Consider the following 12,682-nt stretch of genomic DNA (forward strand, 5'->3'; position numbering starts at 1 on the left):
GAGCAATCTGAAAAATTGTCGATGAATACTTTTTTACCGTTCATGTAAAAGTCACCACTTTCACTAAAAAGCCATCACTCCTTCAGGTTTTCGACTAGGGAGAGAACGGGCATGATACAAGTAACGAGTAAAGAAATGAGGGGAAACACATGGGCGGCATCTTCCTGTTGATCGGCATACTGTTATCTGTCTTATCCAGGTGGCTAGAATTTGAAGGGAATAGCACGTTAGGGGATGTCATGTTGTTTCCTGCGATTTTCTTTATGGCGATGGCATTCTTCTGCAGTTTTCCTTACTTTAAAGAATGGTGGGAAGACCGCTCCACCCGCAAAAAGGCACTGCTATTTGTGATTTTTGCCGCAGTCGGTATCCTTTGTCTGCAAGCTGCTTTCTGGTTTGTCGTTTGGCGAGATCAATGGCTCGGGCTTCTTCTCCTTCTTCCCTTTGCGGCATGTGTGGGGTTCATCGCTCGGTTGTTCAAATAAAAAAGGACGCGCCGCAGCACATCCTACTTTTATTTCACGCTGAAATCGGCGACAACCCCGTAATGATCACTCGGTATGACGTCCGTACTCGTTCGTATGTCTCCAAATACATCGACATGCTGAACCTCAACGTCTTTCCACTCGGAACGGATCAGAATCCAATCGTATCGTTCAGGCTGCTCGAGATGAGAGGATTGTAGGTACGGGTTGTGCTTTACGTCTAACGTCGCCCGTGGCTCTTCCTCAACAAACGTCGTGACGTCTAACCACCTTGCATCCGATAAATCTTGATAGATGGCAGATTGAGGATGATCATTGAAGTCTCCACATAACACTTCGACCGATTTTTGACGTCCTTTGTGTAACCAACTTCGCACCGCTGCCATCTGACGTTCTCGAATCGACACGGAACGCCAATTCAGATGTACGTTCGTGAGTCCCCATTCCTGACCGCCGTACGTAAGCGTCACTCGGGTCGCACAAAAGTTTGACTCTTCCACATCCTCTTCCCAAATCGCTTCAACTGATGACAAGGGAACTTTACTCAAAAAAGCGAGTCCTTCGTCCGGGGAGTCAGGATAAGGATGAAAGACGCAGAAGGGATAACCCGTCGCTTCCGCAATGTCATGAGCCACACTACCCTGTTCGTAAGAACGGACTTCTTGTAGTGCGATCACGTCCGCGTCGATTCGTTTCACTTCTTCACAAATCGCTTCGATTCGCTCTTGCCATAACGTTTCATTGTTCCAAATGTTATATGTCGCAATCTTCACTTCATATTCCTACTTTCTAGAGTGAGTCACGCGCTCCCCCACTTCTGTTCTTCCTTTAACTCTCGTTCCGTGACATAGTTCTCATCAAGACGAACCATATATCGCTCATACCATTTATGTCCGATGACTGATATGACACCTCCAGTCACCATCAGTCCGATAAAGTAAGGTGTCTCAATTTGTTTCGTGATCCATCCGAACATGAGGATTAGCAAAACCGGGAACGTCAAAAAATTAAAAATCGACATCAAGTGTATGTGACGTTTGGCGTCTCGATTCGTTAAATATTTCAATTGAATCGTTTCTTTCTTCCAAGATTTCTTAATCGCAAATAGGCCCGCAAATTGACCAATCAAAAGAACAGTTTCTGCTGACACCCATCCTTTTTCAGTCGCAACAAACAGCGAAATACAGATCATCCACGACAGAAAAGTGAAGACTCTATTCTTCTCAGACTCAACACTGGCGAGCTCTCTCATTTGATCACGTTTGTTCACGACGTTGCTCCTTCTCGTATTCACGAACCTCACGAATCTCTTTCAAATCTTGATCCGTCAAATAGTTCTCATCATAAGACTGAATGACGCGATCGAACCGTTTCGCCAAGTATTCAATCCCGAAAAACGTCAGCTGGGAAAGGAGGAACATGCGGAACGATTGTGTGCCTGTCGTTTCACTCGTAAAGTAAAAGAGTCCATAAATCCCGATACCGGTCAAAGCAAGCGTGTGTGCCATCATTTTGATTGATAAGAGATTACGTGCCGTTTGATTCGTCACAAAGCGCAGCCACATCCGATATTGAATAAAAATACCCGTCAAGATTGCGGCGAGCACGGCATATAATGTTCCTGTAACAACGCCGTCAGAGAGTGTCCAATACGAGGCGTAAATCAAAAAACTGACGACAAGCCCGATTCCGATGATGCCTACACCCCATTTAGTCAAACGGTCTACTTTTAAAATCGTATCGATTTGCGACTTTACTTTTGGTGATAGTTCCATACGTCCTCTCTCCTTTCCAACACTTCTTCATACGTCGGTAGCCTAGACTGATGTCCAAGAATTCGCTCTTTCCACTTCTTCTCTCGATACGATTTCGTCAACCCCCAAAGGGCGACGATCCCGCCAATCAGGATGAAGGCATCTTCGTTTACATACATCGGGATGAAGAGCGCAAATAAAGAAACGGCATCAATCCAACAATCAATGAGTCGATAGCGTAACACGCGAGCAACCGCTTGATGTTCGGCAAAATGGCGAATGACTCGATATTCCATATATCCTTTATAAGCCAAGCCCATGGATACGACCAACATGACCGGGATGACCCACATCGCCTGTGTCCGCAACATCACGATGAACGAAATCAAGAAAATGACGAGTACGGGCCAACCAAAGAACCGCTCGAACTGTTTGGCATGCGTTACGGTGAGTTCAAATGGACGATTCATGCGAGACCCTCCCTTCAATCACTTCTTCATAAGTCGGTAGCCCTGGTTCAATATGTTGGAGTTGATTTGTGAACCACTTCTGCCGAAACGGACTGAGTACTCCCCATATCCCGAAAAAGAGACCAATCAGGAGACCAAAATCTTCTGCTGTCAGCAGCGTCACCATAAGAGCCGTCAACAAAATCGCATCCACCCATTCGAATACGTATTGGAATATAAGCATTCGATGCGCCTTCGGATGCTTGGTCATTCGCCACATGATACGCATTGCTTGATATCCCATCACGACGATGATTACGGAGACCGATACCATGATGGGAATGAGCCACATTTTCTCTAACAAGAGGGCGACAATGACGGCTGTGACATATAGAATCATGACGGGTACGGCGTAACCTCGCATCCGTTGCATCCACTTTATGTCTTGCTCCACCTATATCGCCTCCTTGTTAAAGTTGATATACTCTACATCTTGTCGTTTCGTCTGCGTCTCCACGTTCCATGTCCATAACATCGCGCCTGCGATGAACACCGTGACACATATATACGCCACGTTTGATGTGAACAATAATTGATGATTCAATGCGAGAAAGAAAGCAACACTGTTAATCCCATCCCGAACGAGTTGACGACGATATAACCCTTTCAATTCTGGTTGAAATGACAGGCGCATCCGATAACGTTTCACATATAAGATGTTCAACGGAATGAGTGTACAGGCGATATACAACACGCCCCATGTAAGGTCATCCGTCCATAAACTGATGGGAAACATGAGTACCACCAATGTTCCAAATATGCCGAAAATCCATTGGTCGAATAAACGTTTCCATGCCTTCTCTTGCGTTATCCGTTCATTCATCTCTTCAACCGTTGTTTCTCAGATTGATCCACCAAAGGCATGCGTTCTCCGAATTGTTTTTGGAAAGTCTGACCGAACACCATCCACAAGGTGAGAACAACAAAAATTGTCAATGTGTCAACTTGCATAAAGAGAAGCGCCACCGTGATCACAATGAGGATTGCTGAATCCACTAAATCATATATGAGCTCCCATTTTAGAGATTTCACTTTGATTTTTTCGCTTACATGCGTACGTTGTTTCTGATACTTGCTAACATCTATCCCAATCATCGCGATTCCGACAACAATGAGTGGAACTGTCAGCCATACATTACCTTCGAAGTATGACACTGCAAGCGCCATGAATATGAACGCAAACGAGGTATATTTTATTCGAAGTGGTGACTTCCACCATGTATCTCCTTGTACAAATCGATTTTGATTGGTCACTTAACAAACACCCTTTCTTTACAGGATCTACCTTTCTTATACGCAATCTCCTTTTATATTGTTTCACATTTTCCGAATATTCCCGCAATGAATCGTTCGACTTTTTTCAACAATTGATAAATGAAACGTATCCGCTTACAAAGTTTATCTGCTATACTGTTAGCAAATTCATTCCCACAAATTTTTTTGAAAGGTGTAGAACTGTATGTCTCCGAAGTACAAGCAAGTTGCGAGTCAGATTGAATCAGACATTGTCAATCACGTCTACCAACATACGAATAAATTATTGACCGAAGATGAGTACGCCAATAAATATGGTGTCAGTCGCAATACGGTCCGAAAAGCAATTGAGATTCTCGTCAACAAAGGATACGTCTATCAAGTTCAAGGGAGCGGTGTCTTCGTCCGCGACCATTACAATAGCGATTACATCAACCTTGAAAAACTTCAAGGTCTCACGAGTGACTTCAGTGGCCGGAAAGTCGAGACACGCGTCTTACATTTCGAACAGACGGTCGCAAACGATGAAGTCGCAGAACGTATGAAGTGCCCGATTGGGACACCCGTCTACTTCGTGAAGCGTTTACGTCTCGTCGATGACCATCCGTTCTCGGTGGAAGATTCATACTTCCGAAAAGAGCTCGTCATCTACTTAGACGAGAACATCGTCCAAAAGTCGATTTATACGTATTTACGAAGTGACCAAAAGCTCGCCATCGGATTCGCCGACCGAGTCATTTACGCAGACTTTTTAGATTCTGAGTCCGCCGATCTGCTCGACTTGAACGAGAATGACCCAGCCTTGATTGTCGACAACACCGTCTATTTAACAAATGGTCAAATCTTCGACGTCTCTCGTTCCATCCATCATTTTAAACATGTCAAAATGCTCAAAGTCTCGAACATCAAGTCCTAAACGCGCCCGAGAGATGCTTTTCTCGTGCGCATTTTTTATGCATTTTTTCGAAAAGTAAGGGTTTACACGAAAACGCTTTCGTGCTACTATCAACGTGTAGAAAATATTTGTACCTATGAATTTTAGTTATCCATACAAAAAAGGAGAGATATTATGGTTTCTGAAACAATCGAAATCTCACCGGAAGATATTTTCGGTCTCATCGCCCTCTCGGGTGACGCCAAAGCGAGCTACCATCAAGCGATGCTCCTCATGCAAGAAGGAAAAAAAGAAGAAGCCGAGGCAGCAGTCGTTGCTGGTGACGCAACATTAAAAGAAGCACATGCGATTCAAACGAAATTCGTCACGCTCGAAGCACAAGGTAAATCGGCAACAGTCGGTGTCCTCATGGTGCACGCGCAAGATCACTTGATGAACACAATTCTCGTTAAAGAAATGCTTGGATATATGATGAACATGCAAAACGAAATCAACGAATTGAAAGGAATGGATCAAAAATGATTAAAATCGGACTCTTCTGTGCGGCAGGTATGTCAACAAGTATGTTAGTAGAAAAAATGAAAGCGGTTGCCTCTGAGCGCGGCATTGAAGCTGAGATTGCAGCTTACCCAGAATCAGAGATGGAAACATACGTTAACAACATCGACGTCGCTCTTCTCGGACCACAAGTGAAGTACCTTCTTTCAAAAGGGAAGCAAATCTGCGAACCAAAAGGTGTTCCAATCGATGTCATCAACACAGTCGACTACGGCATGATGAACGGTGCGAAAGTATTAGACCACTCATTAAAACTTGTAAATAAATAAACTGAGGTGACTACTTTGAAAATGCCTAAAGATTTCTTGTTCGGCGCTGCTTCGGCCTCTTATCAGGTCGAAGGCGCATGGAACGAGGACGGGAAAGGTCTCTCAAACTGGGACGTCTTCTCGAAAATTCCTGGTAAGACATTTGAAAACACAAACGGCGACGTCGCAGTCGACCATTACCACCGTTATAAAGAAGACATCGCGCTCATGGCGGAGATGGGACTCGAATCGTATCGCTTCTCAATCTCATGGCCACGCGTCTTCCCGAACGGTACGGGTGAAGTGAACGAAAAAGGACTTGAGTTCTACAACAACTTGATCGACGAATGTTTGAAACACGACATCGTCCCATTCGTCACACTCTACCATTGGGACCTTCCACAAGCACTTGAAGAAAAAGGTGGCTGGAAGAACAAAGAGACGGTTGACGCATTCGTCCGTTTCGCAGATACTTGCTTCCAATCGTTCGGTGACCGTGTCAACCACTGGATCACATTCAACGAAGCGGTCATCTTCTGCTCACTTGGATACTTAACAGGCGCACACCCGCCAGGCATCGAAGGCGACGTCAAAGGTTATTTCCAAACGACGCACAACGTCTTCGTCGCTCACGCCCGTGCCGTCGAGCTCTTCAAACAAAACGGTCACACTGGCGAAATCGGGATCACGCACGTGTTCAACCCGGCGTTCAGTATCGATGACGCAGAAGAGAACAAGTTTGCCGAAATGCATGCGAACGCTTATGCGACACATTGGTTCTACGACCCAATCTTAAAAGGTGAATATCCAGAGTACGTCGTGAACGGTCTGAACGAACAAGGTCTTCTCCCTGAAATGACAGAGGAAGAACTCGACGTCTTGAAACGTACCGCTCCGATGAACGACTTTATCGGTCTCAACTACTACAGCCCGCAGCGCGTCATGAAAAATGACTCAGCGCTCGTCATGGCTGGTGGACGTGAAAACTCGACAGGTCGCCCTGGTAACCCATCGTTCGATGGCGTCTATAAGACAGTCAAGATGGACGACAAAGTGTACACGAAATGGGATTGGGAAATCTCACCGGAAGCGTTCCTCGATGGGATGCATATGTTGAAAGATCGTTACGGTGACGTCAAGATTTATATCACAGAGAACGGTCTCGGTGATGTCGACCCGATCGTCGACGGTGAAATCATGGACACGCCACGAATCGAGTACATCGAAGGTCACCTTCGTGCAGTCAAACATGCTGTTCAACAAGGCATTAACGTTGCCGGTTACTACGCTTGGTCTGCAATTGACCTTCTCAGTTGGTTGAACGGTTATAAGAAACAATACGGCTTCATCTACGTCGACCACAACAACGGTCTCGCACGGAAGAAGAAACAGTCGTTCCACTGGTATAAAGAGATCATCGCCACGCGCGCTGAAGACCTATAAGGAGGTTCCCCTATGAGCCGCTTAGAAAGAGTATTTGAAAAGTTCACCCCTGCTTTTGTTCGCTTTGCGAACGCCAAGCCCGTCCTTGCGATTAAGGACGGGTTCATCCTCACGATGCCGATGACCATCATCGGGTCGCTGTTCCTTCTCATCCTGGCGTTACCGATTCCAGGTTGGGCTGACTTCATGTCAGGTCTATTCGGGGCAGACTGGTCACTCCCGCTCACGCAAGTCGTCGGTGCGACGTTTGACATTCTTGCTTTAATCGGTGTTTTTGGAATCGCTTACTCGTACGTCAAGAACGAAAAAATCGAAGGGGTACCGGCTGGTATTCTCGGAATCATCTCGTTCCTCATCATCACACAAGCTTCTGTCTTGTCTGAATCTGGGGAATTCGTCGGTGGCGTCATTCCAAAAGTATGGACAGGTGGACAAGGTGTCCTCGCTGCCATCATCGTCGGATTGACAGTTGGATTCATCTACTCGCAGTTCATCAAACGCGGGATCAGCATTAAAATGCCCGACGGTGTACCGCCAGGCGTATCGAACTCATTCTCTGCACTTGTTCCTGGTTTGGCAATCATCTCGCTCGCCGTTGCAACGTTTGCGATTTTCCAAGCGGTTGCAGAGCGTACGTTCACAGAAGTCATCTATGATGTGCTTCAAGCACCACTTCAAAACTTGACAGACACACTTGCTGGAGCCGTTATCATCATGGTGCTCATGTCTGTCATGTGGTGGTGTGGAATTCACGGTGCCGCAATCCTTATGGGAATCATGGGACCTCTTCTCACAGCGAACGCGCTTCAAAACCAAGCCATCCTCGATGCAGGTGGTACGCTTGTCGCTGGTGAGAACGCAAAAATCGTTACAATCCAGTTCCTTGATGTGTTCACGAAACTCGGTGGATCAGGGATCACAATCGGTTTCATCATCGCGACACTGATTGTCGCACGTTCGGCACACTTGAAGCAGCTTGGTAAGTTATCACTTGCGCCAAGTATCTTCAACATCAATGAGCCGGTCATCTTCGGGATGCCAATCGTCTTCAACCCAATCATGTTCGTCCCATTCGTTGTCGTGCCAGCCATCGCTTCATTCATGGTTTACTTCGCCATCCTTTGGGGTTGGGTCGAGCCGTTCAACGCCCTTCAAGTACCATGGACGACACCTCCAGTCATCTCTGGATTCTTGATTGGTGGATGGCGTGCTGCGCTCTTACAGATTGCAACGATTGCTATGGCCGTTGCGGTTTACCTTCCATTCGTTCGCATTCAAGACCGCGTTTCGTATGGTGAAGAATTGAAAGCACAAGAAGAAGCAGACAAAGCGTCAGCCTGAAACAAAAATGACAGCCCTTCTCAGCAATGAGGAGGGCTGTTATATTTAGGGAAAAGAGTTAAGGAGTTGGAAATTTGAAAGCCCACTACCCTTCTATATTCGCTGTCCTTGCGGGTCTGACCGGATTACTCGGACTGGTGTTTCAATCGGTCTACCCAATCATGTTGTTTCCCGTCTTTCTACTCATTGCCGGATACTCCGTGGCACATGCGAATAAGCAGAAAAGAACCGTACGAAATTATACAGCGAGCTTCATCATCTTATCGAGTGCCGCCCTTGCATTCGGTCTTGGCTTCCAATCCATCATCCCTTACGCCATGCTCATCGGGGTTGTGCTACATATGGTCTGTCTGATTGCTGCATTCATCGCGCTCGGACGATATCGGGCTCACATCTCTTGAAGGCTGTGACTGGACTCTGTTGGGGCGCGTCCATTTTAGCGCTCGCCCTCACCCCGCTACTTGCCGTCGATTTGATTCTCATCTATTTACTTGAAGACACACCGTTCCGAATCTTATCGACTCTCGCGATGCTCGGTTGTTTCTATCCGTTGTCGACAATCCTCAGTTTTTTCGTTGATGCGTTAACGGGAGCATTACGTTCGTTTGTTCATACGAACATACCGCGTCTACTCGACAGCATTCTTCATGGAATCGTGAGCGGAATCAGTCTATACGTCGTACTGACTCTCTTTCCGTCTATCGATTTATCGACGCTCACTGTCATGGCGATTGTATTCGTGCACTTATTCGGTGCATCATTTTGGCTAAATCGGGAGGATTTGAAAGAAAAGACGCCACTCGAACTCGATTCCATCGATCAACAGATCATCCACTTTCTCAGGACCGCCAACGTACCAAGTTGTGTCAAGATGATGCAACAACAGTATCCAGACGTATCTAAACTCGAGATTTTAAACCGGGTGCGCCGATTGAGCCGCTAAATAGAGCCATCTGTTCCTTTTAGGACAGGTGGCTTTTTTATTTGCTATTTACAAATTTTATTTTATCATTTAAATTTATTTTAACGATAAAGGAGGTTTTATCATGTGGAATAGAAATAGTACCTTGTTATTCGGTGGACGCTTGTTATCGACTACCGGTGACAGCTTATACCAAGTCGCAGTCATTTGGTATATCTATACGTTGACCGAAAATACATTTTATACTGGTGTAGCGACAGCTGTCGTCATGATCCCCAAAATCTTAAATGTGCTGTTCGGTCCTATTATCGAACGAATGAACAAGTCACGTATTCTGGTTCACTCGCAGTTCATTCAGTTTGTACTCATGTTGATTATTCCGCTCGCATTGTATTTGGGCTACGAATCCGTTTATCTCGTCATCACTGTGATGTTCTTCGTTTCGTTATTAGAAAATCTTGAGGGAACAGCTGAAATCGCACTGATGCCAGATGTTGTCGCACGTGAACATCGTGGCATGTTCAACTCAAGAATCGGAGCCGGATTACAACTAATTGATTTATCAATGAAAGGTATTTTTGCAACCGTCATCCTTTTCTTCGGAATCGAGCAAATCTATTTGTTTAACGCATTAACTTATCTCCTCGCAGCATTTTTATTTAGCTTGATCCGCGCTCCATTCAAAGCAGTCTCGAAAACACCGTTACAGGCAACATCTTATCGCAAAGAATTAAAAGAAGGGCTCCATTATTTCTTCACAACAAAAATCGTTGTGATTTGCGCTCCCTTCTTACTCGCCAATTTTTGTTTTGGAATCACACAAGCTGTGTTACCCGCATACGCAGCAAATCAAGGTGGCGGCGGGCACTACGCAATCATGCTAATGGCAATCACGCTTGGCAATTTGATTGGAACGATGTTCGTGTTACGCATCATGCACTATCCTCTTGGTCGATTGCTCATAATGTTACCGTTTTTCTCGAGTTGTTTATGGATGTCTTCCGTATTCATTCCTTCTCCTATCATTTCTGTCATCGTGCTCGGGTTGGCATTCATCCCGTTCGGAATGATGAGTATCTTGTTAATCACGTTTCTTCAAGTCTCGATTGCCGAGCATTTGCTCGCTCGGGTGTCCTCAACGCTAGACAGTTTTTTAGTGGCCGCACTTCCGCTCGGGGCATTGCTTGGTGGGTTGTTGCCACACTTGATTGGCGTAGAGTGGACGATGTTCAGTAGCGCTCTTGGACTGATTGTAATTTCATTTTATTTTGCAATAAATAAAGAGAACCGTGACCTGCCTACAATTGAAGAAATCAGCGTATAATGAAACTGATCACTGATAGGAGGTTTCGCATGAAAGAGATTCAAGAAATCGGCAAACTCGTGTTTGACGAAAAGACTTTTCAGATTCTCGAGCACACGAAACGAGAATCACGAAATACAAAAGAAATCGCCAAATTGATGAAACAACCGACGGCAAATTTATACTATCCCATCAAAAAACTAATTGAAATCGATGCATTGCGAATCGAGCGACAAGAACAAGTGAAAAACATTCTTGAGAATTACTATTCTAGCCGTCATTTATATTCTGAAGATAAGCTGGCGATTGAAGGTGATTTTCTTACATCAAACTTAGAACATGTTCTTCAATGGTATTTCGTCCAAGTCCATCAAACCGCACAAGCTTTAAAACGCGACGTCGTCGAACAAGATGAAGGAACGGCTGAAATCGGCTACGCCACAAAAACACTGACACATGAGCAATGGAAAGAGTTGAATCGACAAATTAGACAACTAATCAACTCTTACGAGCCAGAAGAAACTTCTGAAGAAACAACTGATTATCAATTTTTGGTTTCAAGCCATAAAAAGAACGTATAAAAAACTCATCTGTCTACCCATTGGGGAGCATATCACTACAATGAACTCGGGCTTTTTCTTGGGCATCGCTACAAATATTAAAAGATGTATATGCTATAGTTTGAGTGACTCTAACGAAGGAAGTGATCAACATAAAGGCACTCGTCTTCCATCAGTTCGGTGCTCCTGATGTTTTAACATATGAAGAAGTCCCGACACCGATGCCACAAGTCGATGAAGTATTGGTTCGCACGAAAGCCATCGGATTGAACTATGCCGATGTGTATCGCCGGAAAGGCAACTATCATCTCGTCGGAGAACCTCCATACATTCTCGGATATGAAGGATCCGGTGTCATCGAAGCGGTCGGGGCGAACGTCACCTCGCTACAAGTCGGGGATCGAATTGCCTTTGCCGATGTTCCGCACGCTAACGCAGAATTTGTTGCCGTTCCGCTCGACAAAGCGATTCCCCTTCCAGATGCCATTTCTTTTGAAACGGCCGCATCGACCATGCTTCAAGGGTTGACGGCCCATTATCTCGTCCACGACAGCTATCGAATTCAATCCGGTGACGTCGCGGTCGTACACGCTGCCGCTGGCGGTGTCGGTCAACTGTTGACGCAAATGATTCAGCGTCTCGGTGGACAAGTCATTGGTCTCACGTCTACAGTCGAAAAAGTAGCGACGGTCCAAGCGCATGGTGCCCGTGCTTATCGCTATGACGAAGCATGGATCGAAGAGATTCGCAACACCACGGACGGTCGCGGTGCCGATGTCGTTTATGACTCGGTTGGTTCGACATTAGAGGACAGTTTCGAAGCGACTCGCATCGGTGGGACGGTGGTCTTTTATGGTATGGCCGGCGGCGATCCCAAACCGGTCGACCCGCGTATGCTCATGGATACGTCGAAGACGTTGACGGGTGGCGACTTATGGAACGTTCTCACCTCAAAGGAGGAACGAATTCGCCGGTCGCACGAATTGTTCAGTTGGATCGAGGACGGTTCACTCGTCATTCCGCCACCCACGACGTTCGCTTTGTCCGATGGGGCATCGGCCCACGCCTTTTTAGAAAGTCGGAAGAGCCAAGGGAAGATCCTCTTGATCCCATAAACAAACGCCAGCCCGTTTTCGGTGCTGGCGTTTTACATATCCTCTTTTCGAAGCGAATACCCGTCAACCTCTAAAAGCCGCATCCGTCTCTGGTCAATCGCCGCATGGACAATCACGGTCACACCCGGGTTAAGCTCCATTATCTTCTTGATTTTTCGTAAGTCATCTCCTTTAATCTCAACCGGCAACACGAATTCCCCTTCTCTCAAATGAATGAACTTGATTTTTCCTTGGTCGTCATAACCTGTAACTTCATACGTCGAAAATTCACGCTTCATGAATATCCCTCCCCCCT

19 protein-coding genes are annotated in these 12,682 nt (G+C 45.9%); 11 read left to right on the top strand and 8 right to left on the bottom strand.

Annotation, left to right across the window (positions count from 1 at the left end; all coding sequences use genetic code 11):
- The first annotated feature begins 149 nt into the window (after window positions 1–149).
- Window positions 150–485 (top strand): hypothetical protein, encoded by a 336-nt coding sequence (locus KNO99_RS11385; RefSeq protein ID WP_214748603.1) that lies wholly within the window; start codon window positions 150–152, stop codon window positions 483–485.
- Window positions 486–514: 29 nt separating this feature from the next.
- On the opposite strand, the gene KNO99_RS11390 is transcribed toward KNO99_RS11385, so the two are convergent.
- Genes KNO99_RS11390 through KNO99_RS11420 form a run of 7 tightly spaced genes read right to left on the bottom strand, consistent with a single transcriptional unit; the run spans window position 515 to window position 4,002 of the window.
- Window positions 515–1,258: an endonuclease/exonuclease/phosphatase family protein gene (locus KNO99_RS11390; RefSeq protein WP_214748606.1), complete on the bottom strand. Its 744-nt coding sequence runs from the start codon at window positions 1,256–1,258 to the stop codon at window positions 515–517.
- 26 nt (window positions 1,259–1,284) lie between these two features.
- Window positions 1,285–1,755: a hypothetical protein gene (locus KNO99_RS11395; protein WP_214748609.1), complete on the bottom strand. Its 471-nt coding sequence runs from the start codon at window positions 1,753–1,755 to the stop codon at window positions 1,285–1,287.
- Window positions 1,742–2,260 (bottom strand): hypothetical protein, encoded by a 519-nt coding sequence (locus KNO99_RS11400; RefSeq protein ID WP_214696888.1) that lies wholly within the window; start codon window positions 2,258–2,260, stop codon window positions 1,742–1,744. The genes KNO99_RS11395 and KNO99_RS11400 overlap by 14 nt, the downstream gene beginning before the upstream one ends.
- Complete coding sequence (locus KNO99_RS11405) at window positions 2,239–2,709, bottom strand: hypothetical protein (protein WP_214748612.1); 471 nt, start codon at window positions 2,707–2,709, stop codon at window positions 2,239–2,241. Before KNO99_RS11405 ends, KNO99_RS11400 begins: the two co-directional genes overlap by 22 nt.
- Window positions 2,693–3,142 (bottom strand): hypothetical protein, encoded by a 450-nt coding sequence (locus KNO99_RS11410; protein ID WP_214748615.1) that lies wholly within the window; start codon window positions 3,140–3,142, stop codon window positions 2,693–2,695. The genes KNO99_RS11405 and KNO99_RS11410 overlap by 17 nt, the downstream gene beginning before the upstream one ends.
- Entirely contained in the window at window positions 3,143–3,571 is a 429-nt protein-coding gene (locus KNO99_RS11415) for a hypothetical protein (RefSeq protein WP_214748618.1), read from the bottom strand. It abuts the gene before it with no gap.
- Window positions 3,568–4,002: a hypothetical protein gene (locus tag KNO99_RS11420; RefSeq protein WP_214748621.1), complete on the bottom strand. Its 435-nt coding sequence runs from the start codon at window positions 4,000–4,002 to the stop codon at window positions 3,568–3,570. Before KNO99_RS11420 ends, KNO99_RS11415 begins: the two co-directional genes overlap by 4 nt.
- A gap of 205 nt (window positions 4,003–4,207) precedes the next feature.
- Here KNO99_RS11420 and KNO99_RS11425 point away from each other — a divergent pair, with 205 nt between their 5' ends.
- The 10 genes from KNO99_RS11425 to KNO99_RS11470 all read left to right on the top strand — a co-directional run bounded on the left by KNO99_RS11425 (window position 4,208) and on the right by KNO99_RS11470 (window position 12,387).
- Entirely contained in the window at window positions 4,208–4,918 is a 711-nt protein-coding gene (locus KNO99_RS11425) for a GntR family transcriptional regulator (protein WP_214696897.1), read from the top strand.
- Between the two features lie 153 nt (window positions 4,919–5,071).
- The gene (locus KNO99_RS11430) at window positions 5,072–5,419 is read left to right on the top strand and encodes a PTS lactose/cellobiose transporter subunit IIA (RefSeq protein WP_214696899.1); all 348 of its coding nucleotides are present in this window, start codon (window positions 5,072–5,074) and stop codon (window positions 5,417–5,419) included.
- The gene (locus tag KNO99_RS11435; protein ID WP_224863627.1) at window positions 5,416–5,724 is read left to right on the top strand and encodes a PTS sugar transporter subunit IIB; all 309 of its coding nucleotides are present in this window, start codon (window positions 5,416–5,418) and stop codon (window positions 5,722–5,724) included. Before KNO99_RS11430 ends, KNO99_RS11435 begins: the two co-directional genes overlap by 4 nt.
- Before the next feature lie 15 nt (window positions 5,725–5,739).
- The gene (locus tag KNO99_RS11440) at window positions 5,740–7,146 is read left to right on the top strand and encodes a GH1 family beta-glucosidase (RefSeq protein WP_214696901.1); all 1,407 of its coding nucleotides are present in this window, start codon (window positions 5,740–5,742) and stop codon (window positions 7,144–7,146) included.
- 12 nt (window positions 7,147–7,158) lie between these two features.
- A complete protein-coding gene (locus tag KNO99_RS11445; protein WP_214748622.1) occupies window positions 7,159–8,487 on the top strand; it encodes a PTS sugar transporter subunit IIC in 1,329 nt (442 codons plus the stop codon).
- Window positions 8,488–8,561: 74 nt separating this feature from the next.
- Complete coding sequence (locus tag KNO99_RS11450) at window positions 8,562–8,888, top strand: hypothetical protein (RefSeq protein WP_214748624.1); 327 nt, start codon at window positions 8,562–8,564, stop codon at window positions 8,886–8,888.
- Window positions 8,885–9,430 (top strand): hypothetical protein, encoded by a 546-nt coding sequence (locus KNO99_RS11455; RefSeq protein WP_214748627.1) that lies wholly within the window; start codon window positions 8,885–8,887, stop codon window positions 9,428–9,430. The genes KNO99_RS11450 and KNO99_RS11455 overlap by 4 nt, the downstream gene beginning before the upstream one ends.
- 103 nt (window positions 9,431–9,533) lie before the next feature.
- Window positions 9,534–10,733: an MFS transporter gene (locus KNO99_RS11460; RefSeq protein ID WP_214748631.1), complete on the top strand. Its 1,200-nt coding sequence runs from the start codon at window positions 9,534–9,536 to the stop codon at window positions 10,731–10,733.
- Window positions 10,734–10,762: 29 nt separating this feature from the next.
- Window positions 10,763–11,293: a helix-turn-helix domain-containing protein gene (locus KNO99_RS11465; RefSeq protein WP_214748634.1), complete on the top strand. Its 531-nt coding sequence runs from the start codon at window positions 10,763–10,765 to the stop codon at window positions 11,291–11,293.
- A gap of 131 nt (window positions 11,294–11,424) precedes the next feature.
- The gene (locus KNO99_RS11470; protein WP_214748880.1) at window positions 11,425–12,387 is read left to right on the top strand and encodes a quinone oxidoreductase family protein; all 963 of its coding nucleotides are present in this window, start codon (window positions 11,425–11,427) and stop codon (window positions 12,385–12,387) included.
- 32 nt (window positions 12,388–12,419) lie between these two features.
- Here KNO99_RS11470 and KNO99_RS11475 read toward each other — a convergent pair whose 3' ends face one another.
- Window positions 12,420–12,665 (bottom strand): hypothetical protein, encoded by a 246-nt coding sequence (locus KNO99_RS11475; protein ID WP_214748637.1) that lies wholly within the window; start codon window positions 12,663–12,665, stop codon window positions 12,420–12,422.
- Window positions 12,666–12,682 lie beyond the last annotated feature (17 nt).

Source organism: Exiguobacterium sp. s189 (assembly GCF_018617615.1).
GTDB lineage: Bacteria > Bacillota > Bacilli > Exiguobacteriales > Exiguobacteriaceae > Exiguobacterium > Exiguobacterium aestuarii_A.